We start from the raw sequence: 25,554 nt of genomic DNA on the forward strand, positions 1-25,554 counted from the left end.
GTGAACTCCGGGGAGACCGCGCCGGTCGGCGATGACGATCGGGAGGCCGTCGCCCGCCAGCTCGGCAGGCCACCGCGCGGCCTCCGCGCCATCGCGGCCCGCGACGCCGGCGGTGAACCGACCGTGGTGCAGACCCACCCCCGGCTGGAGGACGGCACGCCGTTCCCCACCCTCTACTACCTGACCGCGCCGGGCCTGGTGGCGGTGTGCTCCACGCTGGAGGCCGAGGGCCTGATGCGCGAGTTCGCCGACCGGCTCGACAGCGACGCCGACCTCGCCGAGCGCTACCGCTACGCGCACGAGTCCTACCTCGCCGAGCGGGACGCCCTGGAGTCGCTCGGCACCCGGGTCAGCGCCGGGGGGATGCCCGATCGCGTCAAGTGCCTGCACGTGCACGTCGGCCACGCGCTCGCGGCGGGACCGGGGGTCAACCCGGTCGGTGACGAGGTCCTGGACATCATCGCCGACCGCTGGCCGGAGCACCGGCCGCTGATCAACCGCGCCTGAGCTGCGCCGCCGAGCTGCGTGCCTGAGCTGCGAACCTGAGCTGCGCCGCCGAGCTGCGTGCCTGGGCGGCGGGGCTGAGCGGCGGGGCTGAGCGGGTGGGGCGCAGGCGGTGCGGGTGCCGCGCGGCGCGGTGCACGTCAGGCGGACGGAGCCGTGCGCGACGGCTCCGCGACTCGATGATCGGTCGCGCGGGGGCGTAGGTGCGATCACCTCTCCTTCCGGTCGCAGCGGTTCGTTCTCGGACTCGCGACGTCACTCCCGAGCGCCGGGTGCCAGGGAGACGCGTGTCGACTCGCGGGAGGTGCGTGCTGGTCCGTGGGACGGGTCGGCGGGTGCGCCGGTAGTGGCGGCGGGCCTTCTCCCGGTCGCCGCAGACGGCCGTCGAGCACCAGCGGCCGCGGGTGGTTCTTCGTAACTGCTCCGTTCGTCCGGTGCGGGGGCGGGGTGGGTTCCTCCTTCGGTCAGCGGGGCGTGATGCGGGACAGCAGGGCGCCGGGATCGCCAGGGATCAGGTCGCTGCCGAAGGTGCGACCCGAGGTGGTGAGGCGGGTGCCGGTGAAGGCGTCCGCGACCTCCGCCGGGGTGTGGCGCAGGAGCAGCGACGCCTGGAGGGTGAGCGCGATCCGCTCGGCGAGGTGCCGGGCGCGAGCAGGTGCGGCGGCGTCCAGCTCGCCGTGCAGCACCGAGACCGCCGCGTCGTAGCGGGTGTCCGCGCCGCGCGCCGCGTCGAGCTCGGCGAACAGCGCTTCCCGCGCCGCCGGTTGCCGTTCGAGAGCGCGGAGCACGTCCAGCGAGGTGACGTTGCCCGACCCTTCCCAGATCGACAGCAGCGGTGACTCCCGGTAGAGCCGGGGCAGGCCCGATTCCTCGACGTAGCCGTTGCCGCCCAGGCATTCCATCGACTCCGCGACGGCGTAGGGCGCGCGCTTGCAGACGAAGAACTTCGCCGCCGGGAGCGCGAGCCGCAGCAGCTCCCGCTCCCCGGCGTCCACGGCCTCGGCCAGCCGCAGCGCCAGCGCGGTCACCGCCTCCGATTCCAGCGCCAGGTCGGCGAGCACCTGCCGCATCAGCGGGGCGTCGGCCAGCCGTTGCCCGAACGCGCTGCGGTGCTGCACGTGGTGGGCCGCCTCGGACAGCGCCGCGCGCATGTTCGCCGCCGAACCCAGCACGCAGTCCAGCCTGGTCAGCGACACCATCTCGATGATGCAGCGGACGCCGCGACCCTCCTCGCCGAGGAGCAGCCCGACCGCGCCGTCGTACTCGAGCTCCGCCGAGGCGTTCGACTTGTTGCCGAGCTTGTCCTTCAACCGCTGGAGGCGGATGCCGTTGCGCTCGCCGCCGGGTAGCACCCGGGGGACGAGGAAGCAGCTCAACCCGCCCGGCGCCTGGGCCAGGGTGAGGAACAGGTCGTTCATCGGCGCGGAGGTGAACCACTTGTGCCCGGTGAGTCGGTACTCGCCGCCGCCGAGCGGCTGCGCCGCGGTGGTGTTCGCCCGGACGTCCGAGCCGCCCTGCTTCTCGGTCATCGACATGCCCGCGAGCAGCGCCCCCTTGGTCGCCGGGTCGCGCAGGCCGGGCTCGTAGCCGGTGGCGGCCAGCGCGGGCACGTACCGGTCGGCCAGCTCGGGCGCGGAGCGCAGCGCGGGGACCGCCGAGTACGTCATCGAGATCGGGCAGCCGTGCCCGCCCTCGGCCTGCGACCACAGGTAGAAGCCGGCGGCGCGGCGCAGGTGCGCGCCGGGACCGCCGAGCCACGGCGCGGCGTGCAGCCCGTGGCTGATCGCGCGACCCATCAGCCAGTGCCACGAGGGGTGGAACTCGACCTCGTCGATGCGGTGGCCGTAGCGGTCGTGGGTGCGCAGCACCGGTGGGTGCTCGTTGGCGAGCCTGCCGTGCTCGCGCGCCTCCTCCGACCCCGCTTCGCGGGCGAGGTCGCCGAGGTCGTCGATGCCGTGCCGGTCCAGCACCGCGCGCAGCGCCGGGTCGGAGGCCAGCGGGTCGTGACCGGCCAGCGGTGGTGGCTGGTTGGTCACCGCGTGCGTCGACGCAGTGGGTGGTGCGGTGGAGGGTGTGTCGGGGGCGGGCTCCTCATTGAGCGTCATGTTCCGGAGCGTAGGTCGGCGGGAACACCGGGGACATCGGCCTGCGGGCCGATCCTCTCGGCCGATCGGCCGGGTTCGGACAGCCGTTCGGCCGAGTGATGGCGGTGCTCCGCCACCCGGCGCGCCCGGCGCGCCTGGTGTATCCAGGGAGCGCGGCGCGTGTCGCCGGACGGTCCAGCAGGGGGATGTCGCTCGACGCGGCAGGAGGATCAGTGACGGCTCGTGGGGGACGGCATGGGGGCAGGCACGCGCGTCGGCCGGAACCGGTCCGGCACCGCACCAGGAGGTGGTGGGCCGCCACGGCCCTGACCCCGACGCTGGTGCTGGCCGGAGCGCTGGTCGGCGCCTCGGCGTCGTACCTGGCGACCCCACCGCAGGAGGCCGATCGGCCGCGCCCGGCGGCTCCCGACCTGCGCGACGTGGGCGTCACCGGACGGCTGCCCGCCGCACCCGCGCCGAGCCCCGAGCTGCTCGACCGGGCCGCCGAGCGGCGGCCCTTCGGCACCGGGGCCGGTCCGGAGGTCGCCGTGCCCGACGGCCCGCTGGGCATCCCGGCGCCGGTGCTGGCGGCCTACCGCGAGGGCGCGGACGGGCTGTCCGGCACCGGGTGCGGCCTGCACTGGTCGGTGCTCGCCTCGATCGGCCGGATCGAGTCCGGGCACGCGCGCGGCGGTCGGCTCGACGCCGGGGGGACCACGGTGGAGGCGATCCTGGGACCGCGGCTGTCCGGCGGGCCGGGGGTGGCCGCCGTGCCGGACACCGACCGGGGGGAGCTGGACGGCGATCCGGTGTGGGACCGCGCCGTGGGGCCGATGCAGTTCATCCCGGGCACCTGGGCGAAGTTCAGCGCCGACGGCAACGACGACGGCGCGCGCAGCCCGCACAACGTGCACGACGCGGTGGCGGCGGCCGGGCGCTTCCTCTGCTCGGGCGGTGCCGACCTCGGCGATGAGCGGGAGCTCGCCAAAGCCGTCTTCCGCTACAACCACTCCGACGAGTACGTGCGCACCGTGCTGGCCTGGGCCCGCGCGTACGCCGGAGGCGTGACGCCGACGCCCGCGGAGCCGATGCGGGGGTCCGACGAGGACGTGCTCGCGGCCAGCAGGCTCCCGGACCCGGTCCCGGTGCCGCTGCCGGAGCCGGCCGAGCCGAGCTTCCCGCCGCTGGAGGTGCCGTCCACCGGCGCGGAACCGCTCCCGCCGATCACGACGCCGCCCACGACCGCGCCGCCGAGCAGCTCGGAGACCCCCGGGGCGCCGGAAACCAGCGCTCCCGGCACGAGCACCCAGACCACCCCGAGCACGCCCGGCGGCAGCACCCCGGAGAGCAGCACCGCGGGCAGCAGCACCGCGGATAGCAGCACGCCCGGCACGAGCACCACGACCCCAGGCACCACCACCCCGGGCACCACCACGCCGAGCACGCCCGGCAGCAGCACCCCGGGCACCGCCCCGGACTGCGACCCGGCGGTGCTGAACCGGGGCGAGTTCGCGCTGCGGCCGGGCGCGGAGCCGGTGGGCGGGGACCCCGCCGCGGCCCTGCCCGGTACGGCGGTGCACCTCGCCGGCGGTGAGCGCTGCACGGTCCCGGAGGACTTCAGCCCGTCGCCGTGAGCGGTGGGCGCGGCCCGCCCGATAGCGTGGAGCCGAGGGTTCCACGCGTTGAGGAGGACGGTTCATGTCGAGGGTCGCGGCGATCGACTGCGGGACGAACTCGATCCGGTTGCTGGTCGCCGACGTGGCGGTGCACGACGACGGCCGCCGCGACCTGCGGGACGTGCACCGGGAGATGCGGATCGTGCGGCTCGGCAAGGGCGTGGACGCGACCGGGCGGCTGGCCGAGGACTCCCTGGAGCGGACCCGCGCGGCGCTGGTCGACTACGCCGCGATCGCCCGCCGCAAGGGCGTCGAGGCGGTCCGGATGGTGGCGACCTCGGCGACCCGGGACGCCGCCAACCGCGAGGACTTCTTCGAGATGGTGCGCCGGACGCTGGGCGTGGACGCCGAGGTGATCACCGGCGACGAGGAGGCCCGGCTGTCTTTCACCGGCGCGGTGGGGGATCTGGACCCGGCCGACGGCCCGTTCGTGGTCACCGACGTCGGCGGCGGGTCCACCGAGGTGGTGGTCGGCGACTGGGACGGGGTGCGCGCCGACATCGCGGCCGCGCACTCGGCCGACATCGGGTGCGTGCGCCTGAGCGAGCGCTGCCTGCCCGGCGACCCGCCGAGCGCGGCGGAGATCGAGGGGGCGGAGTCGGTGGCCCGCGAGGTGCTCGACGACGCCTTCGCGGCGGTGGACACCTCGGCGGCCCGGACCTGGGTCGGGGTCGCGGGAACGGTGACGACGTTGTCGGCGATCGCGCAGGACCTGCCGGAATACGATCCGACGGCAATTCATCTTTCCCATGTTTCCCGGAGCCAGATCGAGCGCATTGCCGGTGATCTGCTGGGAATGGATCACGACCAGCGGGCCGCGATCGGCTCGATGCACCCCGGTCGGGTGGACGTGATCGGCGGCGGGGCGCTGGTCGTCAAGGTCCTCGCCGACGAGCTGGCGCAGCGCGCGGACATCGCGGGGATGACAGCCAGTGAGCACGACATTCTCGACGGTATAGCACTGTCTATCAGCTAGTTCTCATCATGTGGACGCAGCGTTCCAACAACTGGGTGAAACCCGCGCTGGATCGAGCCAGAAAGTGACGGCTTTGTGACATCGCATTGCCCTGAACGGGTTCTCACTTATGTTTACGCTCATCTGTCGCGGCGGTGAATACTGCCGGGCGTGGTGTCCCCGGAAAATCTCGGCTGGGGCCGCGCGTGCATACAGGAGGACGGAATGCGTAAACGACGCTTGGCCGCGTGGATCGCGGCCCCGCTGGCGGTGGGCCTGCTCGCCACCGGCTGCGGCGGCGGAGCAGGGGCCGGCGACGCCGGGGACGGGATCGTCTCGGTCAGCCACACCGAGCCGCAGAACCCGCTGGTCCCGGCGAACACCACGGAGACCGGCGGCGGCGATGTGCTCGACGCGATGTTCACCGGGCTGGTGGCCTACGACGAGCAGACATCCGAGCCGTACAACGCGGTGGCGGAGTCGATCGAGAGCCCGGACAACACGGTCTTCACCATCAAGCTGAAGCCCGGCTGGACCTTCCACGACGGCAGCCCGGTCACCGCCAACAGCTTCGTGCGCGCCTGGAACTACGCCGCGTACGCGCCCAACGGCCAGTCCGGCGCGTCCTTCTTCGAGCACATCGCCGGGTTCGAGCAGGTCAACCCGGCGGACCCGGACGGCGAGACCGGTCCGGCGCAGGCCCCCGAGCCCACCGCGCAGGAGATGTCCGGCCTGAAGGTCATCGACGACCTGACCTTCGAGGTCACCCTGAACGCGCCGTTCGCGACGTTCCCGACCATGCTCGGCTACACCGCGTTCTCCCCGATGCCGGAGAGCTTCTTCGCCGACAAGGCGGGCTTCGAGGCGCACCCGATCGGCAACGGGCCGTTCCAGTTCGACTCCCGCCAGCCGAACGCGCACATCACGCTCAGCAAGTACGAGCAGTACGCGGGCCAGCACAAGCCGTCGATCAACGGCGTCGAGTTCCGCGTCTACAACGAGCTGGAGACCGCCTACCAGGACCTGGTGTCGGGCAACCTCGACTTCGTCAACCAGCTACCGCCGTCGGCGCTGGTCGGGGACAAGTGGAAGGCCGACCTCCAGGACCGGGGGATGGTCAAGCCGATCCTGAGCAACAACGCGCTGCAGCTCCCGCTGTACGACCCGAAGTACCAGGACGTGCGGGTGCGGCACGCGCTGTCGATGGCGATCGACCGCAAGCAGATCACCGAGACGATCTTCGAGGGCGCCTACACGCCCGCCAACGGCTGGGTGCCCGGCGACGCCATCCCCGGCTACGAGCCCGGTGCCTGCGGTGAGTTCTGCGAGTTCAACCCGCAGCGCGCCAAGCAGCTCCTCGACGAGTCCGGCTTCCAGGGCCCGGTCACCATCACCTCCAACGCCGACGGCGGGCACAAGGAGTGGATCGAGGCGATCTGCGGCCAGTTCAAGAACAACCTCGGGCTGGACTGCGTGTTCAACCCGGTGCCGACCTTCGCCGAGTTCCTGAAGATGCACGACGAGAACGCCCACCAGGGGCCGTTCCGCTTCGGCTGGCTGGGCGACTACCCGGCGGCCGAGACCTTCCTCGGCAAGATCTACCGCACCGGCGCGTCGTCGAACTACATGCGCTACTCCAGCCCCGAGTTCGACGCGGCGATGGACCGCGCGGACCGGGCGCCGACCGAGGAGGAGGGCAACCGGCTCTACGCCGAGGCGGAGAAGGTCCTGGCCAAGGACATGCCGTCGATCCCGCTGTGGAACCAGAACGCCGTGGTCGGCTGGTCCGACCGCCTCGAAGGCGTGCAGGTGACCTTCGACCGGCAGCTCAACCTCGAGACCGTCAAGCTGGTCTCCTGATCGCGTGAGCCCGGGTCCGGTCCGCGCGCGGACCGGACCCGGCGTGCGTCCTGGAGGAGGTTCGCGTGGGGCGCTATGTACTGCGGCGGTTGCTGCAGCTCATCCCGGTGTTCATCGGGACCACGTTCATCATCTACGCCCTGGTGTGGGCGTTGCCCGGTGATCCGTTCGCCGGTCGCTGCGGGGACCGGGCCTGCCCGCCCGCCTACATCGCCGAGATGACCGACAAGTACAACCTCGACGACCCGGTCATCGTGCAGTACTTCAAGTACCTCGGGCAGTTGCTCACCGGCGACTTCGGCGAGACCTTCGCCGGGATCGAGATCAGCACGCTGCTCGCCGACGCCTACCCGATCACCATCCGGCTGGCCATCGTCGCGCTGGTCATCGAGGCCGTCATCGGCATCCTGGCGGGCATCCTGACCGGCCTGCGCGGCCGCGGGTTCCTGGACAACCTGGTCCTGATGTCGACGCTGTTCCTGATCTCGCTGCCGGTGTTCGTCACCGGCTTCATCCTCCAGGTGGTGCTGGGCACCGAGCTCGGCATCATCCGGCCGAGCGTCAGCTCCGAGGGCACCTGGGGCGAGCTGATCGTGCCGGGATTCGTGCTGGGCAGCCTGTCGATGGCCTACGTGGCGCGGCTGACCCGGACCAGCCTGATGGAGAACAAGCGCGCCGACTACATCCGCACGGCCACGGCCAAGGGCCTGGAGCCCAAGCGGGTGGTCGGCGTCCACCTGCTGCGCAACTCGATGATCCCGGTCGTCACGTTCCTCGGCACCGACCTCGGCGCGCTGATGGGCGGGGCGATCGTCACCGAGGGCATCTTCAACATCCGCGGCATCGGCGGCCTGATCTACGACTCGATCCTGACCAAGGAAGGCGCCACGGTCACCGGCATCGTGACGTTGCTGGTCCTGGTGTACTTGTTGATGAACCTGCTCGTGGACCTGCTCTACGCCGTTCTGGACCCGAGGATCCGCTATGACTGACCGTGTTGAGCCCGCCGACGGCGCGGCGGTGGTGGTAGGCGCACCCACGTCCCAGGACGCGCCCCCGCCGCACAAGGAGCGGCGCGGCGGCCTGTGGTCCGACGCGTGGCGGGACCTGCGCCGCCGGCCGATGTTCCTGGTCTCGGTGGGGATCATCCTGGTGCTGCTGGTGATGGCCCTGTTCCCGCAGCTGTTCACCTCGATCGACCCGAACCACCAGGTGCTGGAGCGCTCCCGGCAGGGTCCGTCGGCGGAGGCCTGGTTCGGCTACGACACCCAGGGCCGCGACATCTACGCCCGCACCATCTACGGCGCCCGCGCCTCGATCGTGGTGGGCGTGCTGGCGACCCTGGCCACCGTGCTGATCGGGTCGCTGTTCGGGCTGGTCGCCGGGTACTTCGGCGGCTGGCTGGACAACCTGCTGTCCCGGTTCAGCGAGATCTTCCTCGGGCTGCCCTTCGTGCTCGGCGCGATCGTCATCCTGACCACGCTGAACCCGGCGACCGGCATCCCCGACCCGACGCGCATCATCGGGCTGGTGATCCTGTCGATCTCGGTGCTGTCCTGGCCGATCGCGATGCGGATCATGCGCTCGGCGGCGATCTCGGCGCGGCAGCAGGACTACGTCAAGGCGGCCCGGGCGCTGGGGGCCGGTCCGGTGCGGATCATCTTCCGGCACATGCTGCCGAACTGCCTGGCGCCGGTGCTGGTCTACGCCACGATCGCGCTCGGCGGGTTCATCGGGGCCGAGGCGACGCTGTCGTTCCTCGGGCTCGGGCTGCGCTCGCCGGTGGTGTCCTGGGGCGTGATGATCGCCGATTCCCGCGACTACATCCAGGTCGCGCCGCACCTGCTGCTGTTCCCGGCCGGGTTCCTCGTGGTGACGGTGCTGGCGTTCGTGATGCTCGGTGACGCCGTCCGCGACGCGCTCGACCCGAAGCAGAAGTAGGAGGAACCGCTTTGTCTACTGTGGACGACAAGGGCGCGGCGGAGCGGCTGCTCGAGGTCGAGGACCTGCACGTGGAGTTCCGCACCCGGGACGGCGTGGCCAAGGTCCTCAACGGGGTGAGCTACCACGTCGACGCCGGGGAGACCCTCGCGGTGCTGGGCGAATCCGGCTCCGGCAAGAGCGTCACGGCCCAGACCGTGATGGGCATCCTGGACATGCCGCCCGGCTTCATCACCGGCGGCACGATCCGCTACCAGGGCGAGGACCTGCTCACCGCCTCCGCCGACCGGCGGCGCGAGCTGCGCGGCGACTCGATGTCGATGATCTTCCAGGACGCCCTCTCGGCGCTGAACCCGGTCTACACCGTCGGGTTCCAGATCGCCGAGCAGCTCCGGACCCGGCGCGGGATGTCCCGCAAGGACGCCACGAAGCGCGCCGTGGAGCTGCTCGACCAGGTCAAGATCCCGAACGCCAAGCAGCGCGTGAAGGAGTTCCCGCACCAGTTCTCCGGCGGGATGCGGCAGCGCGCCATGATCGCGATGTCGCTGGCGCTGGACCCGGAGCTGCTCATCGCCGACGAGCCGACCACCGCGCTCGACGTCACCGTGCAGGCCCAGATCATGGACCTGCTCGACGAGCTGCGCCGGGACCGCGGCATGGGCCTGATCCTCATCACCCACGACCTCGGGGTGGTCGCCGAGGTCGCCGACCGGATCGTGGTGATGTACGCCGGTCGGATCGTGGAGGCCGCCGACGCCTACGCGCTCTACCAGCAGCCCGGCCACCCCTACACCGAGGGCCTGATGCGGTCCATCCCACGGCTGGACCTCAAGGGGCAGGAGCTGGAGACCATCAAGGGGTTGCCGCCGAACCTGATGGCGATCCCGCCGGGGTGCCCGTTCCACCCCCGGTGCCCGCGTGCCGAACAGCGCTGCCGCGAGGAGGTGCCGGGCTACCACCAGCTCGGTCTCGGCCGGGCCAGCGCGTGCCACTTCGCCGAGGAGCTGATGACCCGTGGCTGAGCCGATCCTCCAGGTGCGGGACCTCGTCAAGCACTTCCCGGTGACCCAGGGCGTGCTGTTCCGCCGCACCATCGGGCAGGTCCGCGCCGTCGACGGCGTCTCGTTCGACCTGCACAAGGGCGAAACCCTCGGCGTGGTCGGCGAATCCGGCTGCGGCAAGTCGACGCTGGCGCAGGTGCTGATGCGGCTGGAGAAGCCGACCAGCGGCAGCGCCACCTTCGAGGGCCGGGACATGTTCGGGCTGCGCGGCGCCGAGCTGCGCAAGCTGCGGCGCGACATGCAGATCGTGCTCCAGGACCCGTACACCTCGCTGAACCCGCGGCGCACCGTCGGCGACATCGTCGGCGAGCCGTTCGAGATCCACCCCGAGGTGGCGCCCAAGGGCGAGCGGCGGCGCAAGGTGCAGGAGCTGCTGGAGGTCGTCGGGCTCAACCCCGAGCACATCCAGCGCTACCCGCACCAGTTCTCCGGCGGGCAGCGGCAGCGCATCGGCATCGCCCGCGCGCTGGCGCTCAAGCCCAAGGTGATCGTCTGCGACGAGCCGGTCTCCGCGCTCGACGTGTCGATCCAGGCGCAGGTGATGAACCTGCTGGGCGAGTTGCAGCAGGAGTTCGGGCTGTCGTACGTCTTCATCGCGCACGACCTGGGCGTGGTGCGGCACCTGTCCGACCGGGTGGCGGTGATGTACCTCGGCAAGATGGTGGAGGTCGGCACCGACGAGCAGATCTACGAGCGCCCGCAGCACCCGTACACCCAGGCGCTGCTGTCCTCGGTGCCGGTCCCGGACCCGACCCTGCGCGGCCAGCGCGACATCATCCGGCTCACCGGCGACGTGCCGAGCCCGGCGAACCCGCCCTCGGGCTGCCGGTTCCGCACCCGCTGCTGGAAGGCGCAGGACATCTGCGCCGAACAGGCGCCGGAGCTGGAGATCCGGCACGGCGAGCACCCGGCGGCCTGCCACTTCGCGGAGGAACGCCCGCACCTCGTGTCGTGATGCCCGGGCGCCGGCCCGTCGCCTGGTGCGGGGCACCTTCATCCGACCACGCCGGATGGAGGTGCCCCGCATTCGTCACTCGACCGGGGGGAGGTCGGGGCCGAGGGAGGCGAACTCCTCCTTCGAGACCACCCGTTCCGGCGGCCAGGTGATGTTGTCCGGCGGCCAGCTCTGGCCGGTGCGGCGCAGGAACCACTCCGGCGGCTCGTACATCGGCGGTTCGTAGTCGTCGGGCAGCAGGCTGCGCCACTCGGTGCCCTCGGTGCGCTGGGCGAACTCCGCCCGGAGCTCCCGCAGCCGTTCCGGCTGGGTGAGCAGGTCGATCGCGGTGGCCGACAGGTAGCGGGCCGTGGCCAGCAGCGCCGCGTGCCCGGTGCCCGATCCGGCGGCGGCGGTGAACGCCCAGTTGTGCGTCTTGGCGCCGATCGGGGCGACCGCGGTGCCGAGGCTGACCGTGGGCACCTGCCAGCTGATGTCGGCGACGTCGGTCGAACCGCCGCCGAGGAACACCGGGTTCGGCGGCACCAGCTCGGCGATCTCGGAGAACATGCCCACCTCGGGCAGGCCGAGCGAGGACTGCACCTGCTTGGCGAAGCGCTGGTCGGCGTCGGTGAACCGGGGCGGGCCGAGCTGGACCATGTTCTCGTGCAGCAGCTCGGCCGCCGAGCGCGAGGGCAGCTTGTGCCACACCGACGCGGTGACCCGGTGCCGCACGGTGGTGCCGCTGGCCTGGGCGGCGGCCTCAGCGCAGCGGATGACCGAGTCCAGCAGCGCCCGCACCCGCTCCGGGCTGCCCTCCCGGACGTAGAAGGAGATCTGCGCGATCTCCGGGGTGACGTTCGCGGCGTCCCCGCCCTGGTTGATCACGTAGTTCAGCCGTCCCGAGGGGGCCAGCCGCTCCTCGCGGAGGAACTCGGTCATGGTGGCGAGCATGACGGCGCCGTCCAGGGCGCTCTTGTTGCCCAGCGGGTCCCCGCCGTGCCCGGCGACGCCGAGGAAGGTGAAGGTCACCGCGTTCATCGCGCTGGTGGTCCCCCAGCCGGTCGCGGTGGTGGCCGCGGGATGCCAGTCGAGGAACGCGTCGAGCCCGTCGTACGCGCCGGCGCGCACCGCGTACGCCTTGCCGATCATCAGTTCCTCGGCGGTGGAGCCGAAGAACTTGACCGTGCCGCCGATGCGGTGCCTGCGCATGCCCTCGGCGGTGGCCGCGGCCGCCCCCGCGGCGGCGGCGCCGAGCGCGCAGTGCCCGCAGCCGTGCCCGGTGCCGTAGGACGGCGCGAACGGATCGTGGTGGTAGACCAGCGGATCGTGGGTGCCCGCACCGGCGCGCTGGGAGAGGCCGGGCAGCGCGTCGTACTCCCCGCTGAAGCCCAGCGCCGGACCGCGCCCGTTGCGGAACGTCGCGGTGAACGCGGTGGGGAAGCCTGCGGTGCCCCACTCGATCTCGAACCCGGCGCGCCGCAGGAACTCCGCCTCGGCCAGCGCGGAGTTCCACTCCCGCAGGGAGAGCTCGGCGTGCTCCCAGATCTCGTCGTTGAGCCCGGTGACCTCGCCGGCGTGGCGGTCGATCCAGGACAGCGCGGCGCGCTTGGCCGGGGTGTCCTTGGCCAGGCCGGTGCGCGGTGCGCCGGGTTCCGGCTCGGCCGCCGCCGTGCCCGCTCCCGCCGCCATGCCGGTGGTGACGCCCGCCGCGGCCAGCAGCTGCATGACCTGGCGCCGGTTCAGCCCGCTGTCCGGGGCGGTGCGTTCGTGGTCGCTGTGGTGCAGATCGCACACGTCGGCCTCCCAACCTGGTGATCACGATCAGCCTTCGGCGGCTGTCCGGAACGGGTCAAGAAGGTGAACCCGAATGGACGCGCCGGTCGTGAGCCGACCCCCCGGATCGCGAAACAGGTTGCGGTACAGTGACATCCCGCGAAAACGGCGTCACCGGTGCGGCCGGTCCGGCGCTGTACAGGCGGGCCGGACCGTGGTATGCAAGGCACCCGCGGTGCCGGTGGCACGGGCAGTCCCCGGCGCCCATCCGGTCGTACATCCCGCGCAGGCCCGGTGCCTGCGCCGCGGTCACCCAGGAGACGGACATGGCCGATCACGTCCAGGACTGCTCGAACGAGGCGCCCACCACCGACCAGCCCGCGGGCTGGTTCGAGGAGGGCCCGACCACGTCCCGGCTGCTCATCGAGGCGGCTTGGGCGGAACTGCGCAACGTGCTGCCGATCCAGCGCAGCGGCGACTAGCGGCGGCCCGCCGGCGGCGCGCTACGAGGTCCGGAATTCGCTGGCCCGCGGCCCCGCCCGCGGCGTTGAATGGACTGCCGTGGGTACCGGATCGAGCAAGGCGCAGGCCACGGTCGTGGCGCAGTTCGCGCTGCTGGCGCTGGCGTGGGGATCGAGCTTCCTGTTCATCAAGGTCGGGCTGCGCGAGCTCTCGCCCACCCAGGTGACGCTGGCGCGGATGGTGTTCGGCGCGCTGGCCCTCGGCGTGCTGGTGGCGATCACCCGCCGGCCGCTGCCGCGCGACCCGCGGATCTGGGGTCACCTCGCGGTCGTCTCGGTGCTGCTGTGCGTCGTGCCCTTCACGCTGTTCGCCTGGGCGGAGCAGGACATCCCCTCGGGCCTGGCCAGCATGTACAACGCGGGCACACCGCTGTTCGCGATGGCCTTCGCCGCGCTGGTGGTGGCCGGCGAGCGGATCACCCGGGACCGGTTCACCGGCCTGTGCCTCGGTTTCGCGGGCGTGGTCGTGATCATCGGCCCGTGGCGCGGGCTGGGCGCGCAGCACGACCTGCTCGCCCAGGCGGCGTGCGTGGGGGCCACCGCGTGCTACGGCCTCGCGTTCGCCTACCTGCGCCGCTTCGTCACCGGCCGCGGGATCCCCGCGACCAGCGTCGCGTTCGTCCAGGTGCTCACCGGGGCGCTGATCATGGTGCTCGCGGCGCCGTGGGTGGCGGACCAGCCGGTCGACCGGCTCAGCGCTCCCGTGGTCCTGAGCATGGTCGCGCTGGGCGCGTTCGGCACCGGCATGGCCTACGTCTGGAACACCGCCGTCGTGACGGCGTGGGGCGCGGCCAACGGTGCGGCGGTCACCTACCTGACCCCGGTCGTCGGTGTGCTGCTGGGCGTGGTGCTCCTCGGTGAGCCGCTGGTCTGGAACCAGCCGGTCGGCGCGGCGCTGGTGGTCCTCGGGATCGTGGCGGCGCACGGCCGCCTGACCCCGCGCTCCGCCGCCGAGCCGGCGGCCCGCTAGGCGCGGACGGGCGGAACCCGCGCGGGGGTTCCGCCCGCCGCGGTCAGTACGTCGGCCGGGTGCCGGTGATGAACTCCGCGAGGTCGGCGGACTGGGCGAGCCGGGACGGCTCGTGGACGTACATCATGTGCCCGGCGTCGTAGTACCGGACGTCGATGTTGTCCCGGAGCTGCTCCGGGATCCGGAGCTGGGACAGCACGTGCTCGGCGGCGAAGTACGGCGTGGCGCCGTCGGTGTAGCCGCACCCGACGTGGATCCGCAGGTGCGGGTTGGTGCGCATCGCGGCGCTGAGCCTGCCCACCGCCGAGACCCGGGTGCCCTCGAACTCCTTGTACGACCACGGGTGCACCCGGCTGGTCAGCAGCTCGTAGGGCAGGTCGCTGGCGTAGTCCAGCTCCTCGCGCAGGTAGTGGTTGATCGCGCTGGAGTAGGCGCCCCGGATGCCGGAGATGCTGGGGTCGTCGGTGAACTTCTCGCCGACCGCGTCCGGCTCCCAGCCGAGGAACCGGCCGTCCATCCGGCCCACCGTGCGGCGCTGGTCGCGCAGCAGCTCGGTGAAGTACCGGAGGTGCTCGATGCGCAGGTCCGCCCGGTCCACGTAGTCCTCGGACAGGCCGGTCAGCGCGGCGGTGCGGCGCACCACCTCGGCGCGCTCCGCGGAGCTGAGCCGGGCGCCGCGCGCCAGCGCGCGCGGGTAGTCGTCGGAGGCGAACTCCTCGGCCTCGTCCAGCACCTCGCGCAGCGGCCGGTCGCCGTGCTTGCCGTGGTGGTGCGCGATGGCGGCGTAGGTCGGCAGGTACATCGCGTACGGGACGTCGTTGCCCTCGCTGAAGAACACCGTGCCCAGGTCCAGCACCGAGGAGATCAGCAGCAGCCCGTTGAGGTAGAGCCCGTACCGGCCCTGCAGGTGCTCGGCCAGCGCCGCCGCCCGCAGCGTGCCGTAGGACTCCCCGGCCAGGTACTTCGGCGACAGCCAGCGCCCGTTGCGGGTGGTCCACAACCGGATCACCTCGGCGACGGACTCGACGTCGCCCTGGAACCCGTGGAACTCACCGGGCGTGCCGCCCTCGACCGCGCGGGAGTAGCCGGTGGAGACCGGGTCGATGAACACCAGGTCGCTGTGCTCCAGCAGCGTCTCGGCGTTGTCCACCACGCCGTACGGCGGCGCGGCGAGGTCGCCCGCGTCGCCGGAGACCACCCGCCGCGGTCCCAGCACGCCCAGGTGCAGCCAGACGCTCGCCGACCCCGGCCCGCCGTTGAAGGCGAAGGTGACCGGTCGGCCGCCCGATTCGCCGTCGGCGACGTAGGAGGTCAGGAACACCTCGGCGGTGGGCTTGTGGCCCTCGAACTTGCCGTCGGTGTAGACCTCCTCGCGCAGCACGATCCGGCCGGTGGTCGCGGTGTAGGAGAGCTCGCCACCGCGGGCGGCGATCGTGTGGTGGGTGCTGACGAAGTCGTCCACCGGCTCGGCCGGTGCGGCGGACGACTCCTGCTGGGCCTCTTCGGTCTTGTCTGCACTGGCTGCCATGGCCACACAGTACTGCCGCCCCGGTGGATCTCTGCCAGGTTGGAGGGGTGAGCGATGAGGTTTCCCGATTGGTGCACGACCCGGTCAGCGATCCCGCGGCGATCGCCCCGGAGCAGTCCTCGATCGCCGACCTCGACGAGGTGGTGGTGCGCTGCACGGCCTGCCCCCGCCTGGTCCGGTGGCGGGAGGAGGTGGCCCGCACCAAGCGCGCCGCCTTCCGCGACCAGGAGTACTGGGGGAGACCGGTGCCCGGGTTCGGCCCGGTCGACGCCCGGATCGCGATCGTCGGGCTGGCCCCCGCCGCGCACGGCGCCAACCGCACCGGCCGGATGTTCACCGGTGACCGCTCCGGCGAGGTCCTCTACCGCGCGCTCCACGACGTCGGGCTGGCCACCAGCCCGGTCGCCGAGCACATCGGCGACGACCTGGAGCTGCGCGACGTGCGGATCACCGCCCCGGTCCGCTGCGCCCCGCCGCAGAACAAGCCCACGCCGGCCGAGCGCGACACCTGCCGCCACTGGCTCACCGCCGAGCTGGACCTCATGCGGCCCACCCTGCGGACGATCGTCGTGCTCGGCGCCTTCGGCTGGCAGGCGCTGCTGCCGGTGCTGGCGGCCTCGGTGTGGGACGTCCCCCGGCCCCGGCCGAAGTTCGGGCACGAGGCGCACGTCCCGCTGCCCGCCGAGGACGGCGGCGCGGACCTGCACCTGCTCGGCTGCTACCACGTCAGCCAGCAGAACACCTTCACCGGCAGGCTCACCCCGGCGATGCTGCGCGGCGTCCTGGAACGCGCGAAGGAGCTGGCGGACGTCGCTTGATCAGGTTCACCCCAGCACTCCTTCGGGCGCTGGAGCTTGCGACCGGATGTTCCGCAAAATAGTTTGTTCCGCGTGTCGCGGAACGCTAGATTCTCTGGAACGTCCGGGCGTGAGCTGCTCGAGGAGTTGGAGCAGGCGATCAGCCAGGCCCTTCCCCGGGCATGGGGCCTGACGATCGAGCCCGAGGCGAGGCGCGGCGATCTTCGGTTCGACGCCGTGTTCCGGATCGATGCTCCGGATGGCGGTCGCGCGACCGTGGTCGCCGAGGTCAAGTCCTCAGCCGAGCCGCGAGCCGTGCTGGCTTCGCTTGGGCGAATGCGGCACATCAGGTCCGCCGCCTCCGCGGATGCGATCGTTCTCGCCGCCCCGTTCGTTTCTCCGTTGACCCGTGACCATCTTGCCCAGGCAGGAATCGGGTGGTTCGACCGGACGGGCAACATGATGTTGGCCTTGGACCGGCCGAGCGTGCTCATCCGGCGCTACGGAGCTGACCGCAACCCGTTCTCGAACCCGGCGGACCGTCGGCTGAAGTCCCTGCGCGGTCCCGGAGCTGCTCGGGTCGTGCGCAGCCTGTTGGAGATCGAGCTGCCCGTCGGGGTGCGGGACTTGGCGATGCGAGCCGAGGTCGGTGCCGCGACCAGCGCCCGAGTCGTGGATCTCCTGGACAGGGAGGGACTGGTTGAACGCAGTACCGGAAAGTTGATCGCCGAGGTGAGAAGGCGGCCTCTCACGTACCGGTGGACAGCCGACTACGGGCTCACGAGCTCGAACGACGTTGAACCGATGATGGATCCACGGGGCTTGGATCATGCTCTCGACCGGCTGAGGTCCGGTGACGATCAGTACCTCGTGACCGGTTCCGCCGCCGCACGTGCCTGCCTACCTGCCGACGTCCTGCCGGTCGCCCCGTTGACCACCCTGGTCATCTATGCCGAACGGCCAAGGCGGATCGCGCGGGACATCGGTCTGAGAACGCCGAGTCGTGGGGCGAATGTCCTGCTCGTGCGGCCATTCGACGATGTGCTCACGAAGGGAGCGTTCGTCGAGGGCGGCATCAGGTATGCGGCCGCGCCGCAAGCGGTCGCAGATCTGTTGACCGGCCCGGGGCGGTCAACGGAGGAAGCCGAGCAGTTGATGGATCTCATGGCGGAGCAGGACCCGAGGTGGGCCGCGTGACCGATCTGACGATTCCGCACGAGTACGTCGTCGCACGATCGGTGTTGCTCGATGCTTTGACAGCCCTGCGGGCACATCTCGACGCGATGGTGCTCGTGGGTGCCCAAGCCGTGTACTCGCACACCGGTGACGCGGACATGGTGACCGCGCCGACGACGACCGATGCGGATGTCGCGCTCGCGCCGGATCGCCTTGCCGACGAACCGCTGCTCGAAGAAGCGTTGCGCCTCGCTGGTTTCGTGAGCGGGACCAACCCTGGAACGTGGCGCGGGCAGGGTGCCGTCGCCATCGACCTCATGGTGCCGGCGGCCGTCAGCGGTCCAAGGCGCAGCAGAGGTGCCCGCTTGCCGGTGCACGGAAAGTGGGTGGCCCGGAGAACGCTCGGCCTCGAACCAGCCCTCGTCGACAACGAAACGCGGGAGATTCAATCGTTCTCGCCCGGCGACAGCCGTCGTGCGCGGCTGCGTGTCGCTGGTCCTGCTGCTCTCCTCGTGGCGAAGACCATCAAGATCGAGGAACGACGTGCCGACCACGATTCGCGACGTCTTCAGCCGAAGGATGGTTTGGACGTGTTGCGCCTACTTCGCGTCATCGACATGGGAGAAGTCGCACGGCGTCTGCATCTGCTCGCGATGGACGATGTGGCGGGTGAAGTGACGCGTTCCGCGCTCGTAGCGCTCCGCGAACACGGTGCTCGAGCCGATGGCCCGATAGCGACTCTTGCTGCCAGCGCCGTGACTGGAACCGAAGATCCTGACGTCACGATCGAGTCGACGGTGCTGCTCGTCGAAGAACTCCTGCAAGCCTGCGACGATCAGCGCTGATGCGCGGCAGGCTTCACCCCGGCGATGCTGCGCGGCGTCCTGGAACGCGCGAAGGAGCTGGCGGACGGGTGACGAGCCGTCGTGGCGGAATACTCCCGCGCCGAGGCGGGTTGGCCTGGGGCAGAGCCGATCGCCGGAGGGAACCCCATGAACGAGCTGCGCTTCGACCGCCCCGACGGCATCGAGCTGGTCGCCAGGACACGCCCCGGGGAGGGCACGCCGCTGGTGTTGGTGCACGGCGCCCTCGCCGACGCCGACGCCTGGCAGCAGGTGGTCGACGCGATCGAGCTGCCCAATCCGGTGGTCGTGGTCAACCGCCGCGGTCGCGCGCCGAGCGGTCCCTTCGGCGACGGGTACTCGCTGCGCACCGAGATCGACGATCTCCACCACGTGCTCGACTCGCTCGGTGAACCCGTCGTGCTGTTCGGGCACAGCTACGGCGGTCTCATCGCGCAGGAAGCGGCCACGGAACGTACCGATGTGCGCGCCCTGGTGCTCTACGAACCCGTCGTCCGTCCGTTCGGCCCCGAATCCATGGCGCCGATGCGGGAAGCCGTGCGCCGCGGGGACCTCGACGCGGCGCTGGAGATCGTGAACGTGGACATCGCCCGGGTGCCCGCGGCCGAGGTCGCCGAGCTCCGCGCCTCGGAGCTGTGGGCCGTGCTCCGCCCGCTGGCCGCCGCCGCGGCCGAGGAGCTCGCGGTGATCAACGATCACGAGCCCGGCTTCGAGAGGTACGCCGCCCTCGACGTCGCGATCACGCTCATCCTCGGTGACCGCAATGAGGGCGTCCCCCCTTACGGCACGGTGTTCGACTCCGTGGCGGCGGCGATGCCCCGCGCGAAGGTCGTTCGCCTGGTCGACCAGGGTCACCTCGCGCACGTCGAGGGACCCGAGGGCCTCGCCGCGGAGATCAGCGCCGCGGTCCGGTGAACCCGTCGGCGATGCTGCGCTACGCGTCGAAGATCGGCCGGACCTCGCAGCGGACCCCGCGCACGCGTGCCAGCCTGCGATCCCCCGTCAACAGCGGGCATCCCAACATCTCCGCTGCCGCCACGTAGGCAGCGTCGTACGCCGACACGTTGCCCCGCAGCTCCCAGATCCGGGGAACGAGTCGCGCGGGGTCGATCTTGTCCACCGCCACGTCGACCAAGGCGGCTACGGCGTCTTCGGCTCGTTCGAGCGCGATCTTCCGGCCCAGCAGCCGACCGCGGACCACGGACATGACCTCGACGAAGATGTGGTCGGGCGCGGCCCATCGGTCATCGGCGGCAAGTCCGGCACGGGCCCGGTCTCCCGCTGGGCCGTCGTCGAGCAAGGCGTCGGCCAGCACCGAGGCGTCCACCACCAGCACTAGCGGTCCCCGAGTTCCTGATCGCGCCCTTCCCGGAGAGCCCTGAGCTCATCGGCCGTGCTGCCCGCCACGACCCTGCTCCCGTCGGAGCGCCCGGCGAACCGGGACAGGACGGCGTGGTTCTCCGACCGCCGGGCTTCGGCCTCGACCAGCGACAACAAGTACGCCTGGAGTGACTGCCCTCGTGCGCGCGCTCTGTCGACCAACGTGTCCCGCACTTCTTCGGGCACGTCGCGAATCTGCAAGGCGACCATGTGAATGCATTTTACATGCGTCGGATGGTGATCACCAGCGGACCGCTCCGCGCGCGTCAACCAGCACCAGGCGGCTCACCGGGATCGGCCGGGCGAGCTCAGGGCGATGAGTTCCCCGCTCCGCGGGGGTCCACAACTCGCCCCCTGAGGAGAAGGAGAAGAGAACGTCATGACCGCCACCTTCACCGCCGACCTGTTCTCCACCGTTGACGGCTTCGGCGCTCCGAAACCCGGCACCTGGGGCGGCTACTGGGACAAGCAATCCGCCGAGCTCCTCGACCACCGCCTCGCGCTGTGCGGCGAGGAGCAGCGGATGGTGTTCGGCGCCAACACCTACCGGTTGTTCGTGCGGTTCGTGCAGCTGCTGGGCGCGAGCCCGGAGGCCGACAAGGTGGGCGACCCCTGGGTCACCCGGATGTTGGGTCTGCCGACGACCGTGGTGTCGACCACGCTGCGAGAACCTCTGGACTGGCACGATGCGACGTTGGTGCGGGGCGACGCGGTGGACGTCGTCGCCCGGCTCAAGGAGGAGTCCGAGGTGCCGTTGCGCTCGCACGGCAGCGTGTCGATGAACCGGGCGCTGCTGGCCGCCGGCCTGGTCGACCGCGTCCAGCTGACGATCTTCCCCGTGATCACCGGTCGGACCGGAGCGCACCCGCTCTTCTCCGACGCGGCCGATTTCGATCTCGAGCTGCTCGAAAGCCGCACCTTCGATGGCGGGATCCAAGAGCTCACCTACCGGCCCACCCTGCACGGCTGAGCACGCGCAACCGCACGCGTCAACCAGCGCCGACGGCATAACGCTTGCCGTTATTAACGTGCTACGTTAAACTCATGCTGCGATCCTTCGCCGACAAGGAAGCCGAGCGCGTGTGGCACCGCCGTCGTTCGCGGGTCCTCGACCCGAACGTCCAGCGGGTCGCGCTGCGCAAGCTGGCCATCCTCGATGCGGCGGAGACCGTGGAGGACTTGCGGCTTCCTCCGGGCAATCGGCTGGAGAAGCTGGGTGGAGATCGGGCCGGTCAGTACAGCATCCGGATCAACCAGCAGTGGCGCCTCTGCTTCGAGTGGACGCCGGCCGGTCCGGAGAACGTCGAGATCGTGGACCACCACTGAAGGGAACGAGGATGTCTGACGAGTTCGTCATGCCTCCGGTTCACCCGGGGGAGGTCCTGGCCGAGGAATACCTCGAACCGCTCGGTGTCACCCAGCACCGGCTGGCCGTCGCGATCGGGGTCCCGCCTCGTCGCATCAACGAGATCGTGCACGGCAAGCGCGGGATCTCGGCTGACACCGCATTGCGGCTGGCGCGCTTCTTCGGCACGTCCGAACGGTTCTGGCTCAACCTGCAGTCCCGATACGACCTGGAGCGGGAGAAGGACCGCCTGGCGGCCACGCTGGCTCGCATCCAGCCGCTCTCGGCCTGACGTCGCCCACGCCACCACCCCGGGGTCCGGCGATCGACGTTGAACGGGACCGATCACGTGTCGAATTCCGCTGCACGGGGACGATCGCCGCGGGCGGGGAGTCCGAGCTCGGGTTCGCCGAGGCCCGCGGACCGGGCGCGGAGGCGACTGCCCAGGCCGCCGCTGGGCGGCTGCGGCGCTACCGCGGCTCGCAGGATCTCCCGGACCTCGGCCTCCATGGAGCGCCCGTGCTGCGCCGCCTGGATGCGGAGCCGCGCGTGCGTCTCGTCGTCCAGCCCGCGAATCGTCAAGCTCGACATGACCCCCGCGCAGGTGCGTGGCAGCGATGCTGGCACGTGAGCGGCACCGTGCCACCTCCACCGGCCAGCCGACCCGGCGATGCTGCGCGGCGGGTCGGCGCGATGTGGTAACCCTCTGCCGGTGATCTCCGCGCGCGAACTCGACGACTGCATGAACCGGAGCTGGCGGGCCCGGTCCGAGGTGGCCGTCGACGGGTGGCTCGTCCGGCGGTCCAGCGGGGTGACCCAGCGGGCGAACTCCGTCCTCCCGGTCTCCGCTCCGGCCGACCTGGCGGCCGCGATCACCAGGGTGGAGGAGCTGTACCAGGACGAGGGCCTGCCGCCCTGCTTCCAGATCAGTCCGGCCGCGCGGCCCGCGGAACTCGATCAGGTCCTGGCCGACCGGGGTTACGAACTGCGCGGCGACACGGAGGTCCGGGTCGCCGCGGTCGAGGACGTGCTGCGCCGGTTGCCGCCTGCCCGCGGGCCTGTCGACGTCCACGACGCGCCAGGTCCCGACTGGATGGGCTTGTGGTGGGCGGTGGACGGTCGCGGTGGTGCCGATGCCCGGGCAGTCGCCCGGGACATCCTCGGCGGTGGGCCCGCGTTGTACGCGTTGCGGCGCGACGCGGCCGGGCCCGCTGCCGTGGGTCGCGTCTCGCTGGTGGGCCGGTGGGCGGGCGTCTACTGCATGGCGGTCCGCGCCGATGCCCGTCGTCGTGGCCACGCGACGGAGGTGCTCCGCGCGTTGCTCGTGGGCGCCGCCGATCGGGGAGCGCGGCACACCTGGTTGCAGGTCGTCGCCGACAACGCCGCCGCTCGGGCCCTCTACGAGCGCGTCGGTTTCGCGGACTTCTCCCGCTACCACTACCGGGTCCACCCCGCGCCCAGGACGAGCCGGGGCTGAGGTGCGCAGGCCGGTCGCTCGGACGGCGGACCGCTCGCGCCGACCGCCTTCCGCGAGGCGAGGGAACGCGACTTGACCGTGCATTCAGTTTGACTGCAAAATGCAGTCATGGCGGTGTTGACGATTCGGGACGTGCCGGATGACGTCAAGGACGCGCTCGCGCGGGACGCGCGCGAGCGCGGGCAGTCCCTGCAGGCCTTCCTGCTGGGCGTCTTGCGGCGGCAGGCGGCGTTCAGCCGCAACCGGCAGCTCCTCTCCGAGATCGAAAGCGATCTCGCGGAGGGTGGTGGCGCCGACGCCGATGCACCGGACGCCGCGGCGCTCCTGGAGCAAGCGCGGCCCGATGATCCGGGTGGTGGCGCCGGACGGTTCGGAGCGGGTGGCGTGGCGTGATCGTCGTCGACGCTTCGGTGCTGGCGAACGTGTCGCTCTACGCGGACGAGCGCGGGCGCCGGGCGAGGGCGGTGCTGGGCAGGGATGTCGAGTGGGCCGCCCCGGAGCACTGGAAGGCGGAGGTGTTCTCGGTCGTCCGCGGGCTCGCGCTCGGCAGCAAGATCAAGCAGGAGCAAGCCGTCCGAGCGGTCGAACGCCTCCCGCTGCTCGGCGTCGAGCACGTCCCGCTCGACGAGCTGCTAGCCCGGATGTGGCAGCTCCGCGCCGGGATCAGCGGGTACGACGCCGCCTACGTGGCGCTCGCGGAGGCGCGCGGCATCCCGCTCGTGACCTCCGACGCGCGGCTCGCGCGGGCGGCGACGAACCATTGCCGGGTGGAGCTCGTTTCTCCCGGGGCCTGACGGTCGGACGGTCCCGCGACCCCGCCCGACCGTCGCGCGGGTCAGCTCCGCCACGGCTCCTCCGGGAGCAGCGGCAGCGTGTCGCCGGTCTCCAGCAGGGTCTTCAGGTCGGAGAGCAGGTGCGGCCAGCCGGTGCTGACCATCTGCCGCATGGTGCTGCCCTCGGGGAAGTCGTCGTGGGTCACGGTGAGCTTGACCATCTCGCCCAGCGGTTCGATCTCGAAGGTGACCTTGGACCGGCTCTCGGCGGCGAGCGTGGCGAGGAGCTCCTCGTCGATCCCGACGGAGGCGGCCCACTCCGGCGTCGGCGTGTGCCAGGTGTAGGAGAGCAGGCGGTGCGGCTCGGCCGCCAGCACGACCTGCTCCGGGTCGACGGTGCGGCTTCCGCCTTCCTCCCAGGTCATCGGCGACCCCGGGCGCCAGTCGGTCTCGAAGGTGACGCCCCAGTACCGGCGGGTGAACGCCGGGTCGGTGAGGGCCTGCCACAGCTGCTCCGGGGTGGTCTTGATGAAGGTGGTGTACACGTAAGCGGGGGCGCCCATCGGTGCCGACTCCAATGCTCGTCTGAGGTCGGCGAGCGCCTCCGCCCGCCGCCGGTCGTACTGCTGCATCCAGCGATCGGCGATCGCGTGGATCGGCACGGCGTTGAGGTAGTGCAGCTTCTCCCGGCCACGGCGGACCGTGGTGACCAGGTTGGCCTCCTCCAGCACCGCGAGGTGCTTGCTGACCGACTGCCGGGCCATGTCCAGGCCCGCGCACAGTTCGCGCAAGCTCTGCCCGTTGCGGGAGTTGAGACTGTCGAGCAGCCGACGCCGGTTCGGGTCGGCCAACGCCCTGAAGACCTCCTCCATGGTCCCTACGCTGACGATCGGGTTATGCAGCCGTGCGGCTGCATGAAACGATAGGCAGCCGCGAGGGTGCATGTCAATCGCCGCGCCCACCGCCTTCCCGCGGTGCCCCGTCGAGTACGTGACGTACTTGACGTACTTCCTCGACCTGCGCACACTGGAGGCGACGATCGAGGGGGTCCGCGATGTCCGCCGTTCACTTCGACAGCTACACCGACGCACGGGCGCACCTGAAGGACCTGCTGGACGCCGCCGAGCGGGGACAGGTCGCGACGGTCCGCCGCGACTCGGCACGGACGGCCGTGGTCGATGTGGAGCGGTTGCGGTACTTCCTCGGATCGCTGGTGCCGTCGCGCGCGCAGGCGGTTCCGGAGGAGGGCGGCTGGTCCGTGTTCATCCCCGGTCTGCCGGTGGCGGCCGACGGAGCGACCTTCTCCGAGGCGATCACCGAGATGGTGCAAGCCCTGCGCGAGTACGCCGAGGACTGGCAGGAGCGCCTGCTGGACGCGCCGAACCACCGCGAGCACTGGGGGCTGGTCCAGTTGATCGGCCTCAGCGATGACGATCAGCTCGCGGACTGGCTCGTCGGGTCGGTGCGATGACGTGGCCGCAGCCGACGCGCCGGGACCACGAGACCTTCTGCCGGGTCGAGCAGTGGCGTCGGGTGCGCGACGCGCGCGGGCGAACGGGGACGCACCACGTCACCTACGAGCTCGCCCTCCCGGACGGGCGGACCTTGCGCGCCCGCATCTCGCACCCGGTGGATCGGAGCGGGTACGGCCCGAGCATGTGGCGCCACGTCCTGCGCGATCAGCTCCACGTCGAGGAGGGTGAGTTCTGGGCCTGCGTGCGGGACGGTGTCGTGCCGGACCGCGGGGTGCCCGCACCGCCGAGGACCGCGGTGCCCGCCGACCTCGTGCACCTGCTGATCTCCCGGGTCGGTCTCGACGAGGCCGAGGTGGCCGGCATGACCAAGGACGAAGCGGCCGCTCGGATGCAGCGCTACTGGACCGGAGGCGGCTGAGAGCGCGTTCCGCGCAGCGGAAGCCGAAATCCGGGTCGCG

General features: G+C 71.4%; 30 protein-coding genes. 22 read left to right on the forward strand and 8 right to left on the reverse strand.

Annotated elements, in window-relative coordinates:
- The gene (locus tag ABD976_RS01700) at positions 1–507 is read left to right on the forward strand and encodes a DUF501 domain-containing protein (RefSeq protein WP_345356471.1); all 507 of its coding nucleotides are present in this window, start codon (positions 1–3) and stop codon (positions 505–507) included.
- On the opposite strand, the gene ABD976_RS29570 is transcribed toward ABD976_RS01700, so the two are convergent.
- Entirely contained in the window at positions 494–1,012 is a 519-nt protein-coding gene (locus ABD976_RS29570) for a CGNR zinc finger domain-containing protein (protein ID WP_425570065.1), read from the reverse strand. The genes ABD976_RS01700 and ABD976_RS29570 overlap by 14 nt on opposite strands.
- The gene (locus tag ABD976_RS01705) at positions 969–2,609 is read right to left on the reverse strand and encodes an acyl-CoA dehydrogenase family protein (protein WP_345355946.1); all 1,641 of its coding nucleotides are present in this window, start codon (positions 2,607–2,609) and stop codon (positions 969–971) included. The genes ABD976_RS29570 and ABD976_RS01705 overlap by 44 nt, the downstream gene beginning before the upstream one ends.
- 212 nt (positions 2,610–2,821) lie before the next feature.
- Between ABD976_RS01705 and ABD976_RS01710 the strand changes: the two genes are divergently transcribed.
- From ABD976_RS01710 to ABD976_RS01740, 7 genes are all read left to right on the forward strand, one after another.
- A complete protein-coding gene (locus ABD976_RS01710) occupies positions 2,822–4,222 on the forward strand; it encodes a lytic transglycosylase domain-containing protein (RefSeq protein WP_345355949.1) in 1,401 nt (466 codons plus the stop codon).
- A 64-nt stretch (positions 4,223–4,286) separates the two neighbouring features.
- Positions 4,287–5,240 carry a Ppx/GppA phosphatase family protein gene (locus tag ABD976_RS01715; RefSeq protein WP_345355952.1) on the forward strand — a complete coding sequence of 318 codons (954 nt, stop codon included), beginning with the start codon at positions 4,287–4,289 and terminating at the stop codon, positions 5,238–5,240.
- A gap of 204 nt (positions 5,241–5,444) precedes the next feature.
- The gene (locus tag ABD976_RS01720) at positions 5,445–7,079 is read left to right on the forward strand and encodes a peptide ABC transporter substrate-binding protein (RefSeq protein WP_345355955.1); all 1,635 of its coding nucleotides are present in this window, start codon (positions 5,445–5,447) and stop codon (positions 7,077–7,079) included.
- A gap of 65 nt (positions 7,080–7,144) precedes the next feature.
- Entirely contained in the window at positions 7,145–8,071 is a 927-nt protein-coding gene (locus ABD976_RS01725; RefSeq protein ID WP_345355957.1) for an ABC transporter permease, read from the forward strand.
- Positions 8,064–9,020 carry an ABC transporter permease gene (locus ABD976_RS01730; RefSeq protein ID WP_345355960.1) on the forward strand — a complete coding sequence of 319 codons (957 nt, stop codon included), beginning with the start codon at positions 8,064–8,066 and terminating at the stop codon, positions 9,018–9,020. The genes ABD976_RS01725 and ABD976_RS01730 overlap by 8 nt, the downstream gene beginning before the upstream one ends.
- Positions 9,021–9,031: 11 nt before the next feature.
- On the forward strand, positions 9,032–10,042 hold the full coding sequence (locus ABD976_RS01735; protein WP_369774542.1) for an ABC transporter ATP-binding protein: 1,011 nt from the start codon (positions 9,032–9,034) through the stop codon (positions 10,040–10,042).
- Entirely contained in the window at positions 10,035–11,036 is a 1,002-nt protein-coding gene (locus tag ABD976_RS01740; protein WP_345355963.1) for an ABC transporter ATP-binding protein, read from the forward strand. Before ABD976_RS01735 ends, ABD976_RS01740 begins: the two co-directional genes overlap by 8 nt.
- Before the next feature lie 75 nt (positions 11,037–11,111).
- Here ABD976_RS01740 and ABD976_RS01745 read toward each other — a convergent pair whose 3' ends face one another.
- The gene (locus ABD976_RS01745) at positions 11,112–12,812 is read right to left on the reverse strand and encodes an amidohydrolase (protein ID WP_345355966.1); all 1,701 of its coding nucleotides are present in this window, start codon (positions 12,810–12,812) and stop codon (positions 11,112–11,114) included.
- Between the two features lie 305 nt (positions 12,813–13,117).
- On the opposite strand from ABD976_RS01745, the gene ABD976_RS01750 reads away from it, so the two are divergent.
- Positions 13,118–13,273: a hypothetical protein gene (locus ABD976_RS01750; RefSeq protein ID WP_345355969.1), complete on the forward strand. Its 156-nt coding sequence runs from the start codon at positions 13,118–13,120 to the stop codon at positions 13,271–13,273.
- A 79-nt stretch (positions 13,274–13,352) separates the two neighbouring features.
- Complete coding sequence (locus tag ABD976_RS01755; protein ID WP_345355971.1) at positions 13,353–14,282, forward strand: DMT family transporter; 930 nt, start codon at positions 13,353–13,355, stop codon at positions 14,280–14,282.
- Between the two features lie 43 nt (positions 14,283–14,325).
- Here ABD976_RS01755 and ABD976_RS01760 read toward each other — a convergent pair whose 3' ends face one another.
- The gene (locus tag ABD976_RS01760; RefSeq protein WP_345355973.1) at positions 14,326–15,810 is read right to left on the reverse strand and encodes a S10 family peptidase; all 1,485 of its coding nucleotides are present in this window, start codon (positions 15,808–15,810) and stop codon (positions 14,326–14,328) included.
- A gap of 101 nt (positions 15,811–15,911) precedes the next feature.
- On the opposite strand from ABD976_RS01760, the gene ABD976_RS01765 reads away from it, so the two are divergent.
- The 4 genes from ABD976_RS01765 to ABD976_RS01780 all read left to right on the forward strand — a co-directional run bounded on the left by ABD976_RS01765 (position 15,912) and on the right by ABD976_RS01780 (position 19,561).
- Entirely contained in the window at positions 15,912–16,628 is a 717-nt protein-coding gene (locus tag ABD976_RS01765; RefSeq protein ID WP_345356477.1) for a uracil-DNA glycosylase, read from the forward strand.
- A 126-nt stretch (positions 16,629–16,754) separates the two neighbouring features.
- Positions 16,755–17,804 carry a hypothetical protein gene (locus tag ABD976_RS01770; RefSeq protein WP_345355975.1) on the forward strand — a complete coding sequence of 350 codons (1,050 nt, stop codon included), beginning with the start codon at positions 16,755–16,757 and terminating at the stop codon, positions 17,802–17,804.
- Entirely contained in the window at positions 17,801–18,628 is an 828-nt protein-coding gene (locus ABD976_RS01775; RefSeq protein ID WP_345355977.1) for a hypothetical protein, read from the forward strand. Before ABD976_RS01770 ends, ABD976_RS01775 begins: the two co-directional genes overlap by 4 nt.
- A gap of 147 nt (positions 18,629–18,775) precedes the next feature.
- A complete protein-coding gene (locus tag ABD976_RS01780) occupies positions 18,776–19,561 on the forward strand; it encodes an alpha/beta fold hydrolase (protein ID WP_345355979.1) in 786 nt (261 codons plus the stop codon).
- 19 nt (positions 19,562–19,580) lie between these two features.
- On the opposite strand, the gene ABD976_RS01785 is transcribed toward ABD976_RS01780, so the two are convergent.
- Positions 19,581–19,982 (reverse strand): type II toxin-antitoxin system VapC family toxin, encoded by a 402-nt coding sequence (locus ABD976_RS01785; protein WP_345355981.1) that lies wholly within the window; start codon positions 19,980–19,982, stop codon positions 19,581–19,583.
- Complete coding sequence (locus ABD976_RS01790; protein WP_345355983.1) at positions 19,982–20,236, reverse strand: FitA-like ribbon-helix-helix domain-containing protein; 255 nt, start codon at positions 20,234–20,236, stop codon at positions 19,982–19,984. Before ABD976_RS01790 ends, ABD976_RS01785 begins: the two co-directional genes overlap by 1 nt.
- Positions 20,237–20,405: 169 nt before the next feature.
- On the opposite strand from ABD976_RS01790, the gene ABD976_RS01795 reads away from it, so the two are divergent.
- From ABD976_RS01795 to ABD976_RS01805, 3 genes are all read left to right on the forward strand, one after another.
- Positions 20,406–20,996, forward strand: a complete 591-nt coding sequence (locus tag ABD976_RS01795; RefSeq protein WP_345355985.1) for a dihydrofolate reductase family protein — start codon at positions 20,406–20,408, stop codon at positions 20,994–20,996.
- 74 nt (positions 20,997–21,070) lie between these two features.
- A complete protein-coding gene (locus tag ABD976_RS01800) occupies positions 21,071–21,352 on the forward strand; it encodes a type II toxin-antitoxin system RelE/ParE family toxin (protein WP_345355987.1) in 282 nt (93 codons plus the stop codon).
- 11 nt (positions 21,353–21,363) lie between these two features.
- A complete protein-coding gene (locus ABD976_RS01805; protein WP_345355989.1) occupies positions 21,364–21,663 on the forward strand; it encodes a HigA family addiction module antitoxin in 300 nt (99 codons plus the stop codon).
- Between the two features lie 53 nt (positions 21,664–21,716).
- Here the strand turns inward: ABD976_RS01805 and ABD976_RS01810 are convergent, their stop codons facing one another.
- Complete coding sequence (locus tag ABD976_RS01810; RefSeq protein WP_345355991.1) at positions 21,717–21,962, reverse strand: FitA-like ribbon-helix-helix domain-containing protein; 246 nt, start codon at positions 21,960–21,962, stop codon at positions 21,717–21,719.
- Positions 21,963–22,083: 121 nt separating this feature from the next.
- Between ABD976_RS01810 and ABD976_RS01815 the strand changes: the two genes are divergently transcribed.
- From ABD976_RS01815 to ABD976_RS01825, 3 genes are all read left to right on the forward strand, one after another.
- Complete coding sequence (locus tag ABD976_RS01815) at positions 22,084–22,848, forward strand: GNAT family N-acetyltransferase (protein WP_345355993.1); 765 nt, start codon at positions 22,084–22,086, stop codon at positions 22,846–22,848.
- A 108-nt stretch (positions 22,849–22,956) separates the two neighbouring features.
- Entirely contained in the window at positions 22,957–23,241 is a 285-nt protein-coding gene (locus ABD976_RS01820) for a FitA-like ribbon-helix-helix domain-containing protein (protein ID WP_345355996.1), read from the forward strand.
- On the forward strand, positions 23,238–23,642 hold the full coding sequence (locus ABD976_RS01825; protein ID WP_345355999.1) for a type II toxin-antitoxin system VapC family toxin: 405 nt from the start codon (positions 23,238–23,240) through the stop codon (positions 23,640–23,642). The genes ABD976_RS01820 and ABD976_RS01825 overlap by 4 nt, the downstream gene beginning before the upstream one ends.
- Positions 23,643–23,683: 41 nt before the next feature.
- On the opposite strand, the gene ABD976_RS01830 is transcribed toward ABD976_RS01825, so the two are convergent.
- Positions 23,684–24,565, reverse strand: a complete 882-nt coding sequence (locus ABD976_RS01830) for an ArsR/SmtB family transcription factor (RefSeq protein WP_486374959.1) — start codon at positions 24,563–24,565, stop codon at positions 23,684–23,686.
- A gap of 110 nt (positions 24,566–24,675) precedes the next feature.
- Between ABD976_RS01830 and ABD976_RS01835 the strand changes: the two genes are divergently transcribed.
- Together ABD976_RS01835 and ABD976_RS01840 are read left to right on the forward strand one after the other, a co-directional pair.
- On the forward strand, positions 24,676–25,092 hold the full coding sequence (locus tag ABD976_RS01835) for a prevent-host-death protein (protein ID WP_345356005.1): 417 nt from the start codon (positions 24,676–24,678) through the stop codon (positions 25,090–25,092).
- A complete protein-coding gene (locus tag ABD976_RS01840; protein WP_345356008.1) occupies positions 25,089–25,514 on the forward strand; it encodes a cytotoxic translational repressor of toxin-antitoxin stability system in 426 nt (141 codons plus the stop codon). The genes ABD976_RS01835 and ABD976_RS01840 overlap by 4 nt, the downstream gene beginning before the upstream one ends.
- Positions 25,515–25,554: the final 40 nt, after the last annotated feature.

It is taken from the genome of Saccharopolyspora cebuensis, assembly GCF_039542665.1.
Classification (GTDB): domain Bacteria; phylum Actinomycetota; class Actinomycetes; order Mycobacteriales; family Pseudonocardiaceae; genus Saccharopolyspora; species Saccharopolyspora cebuensis.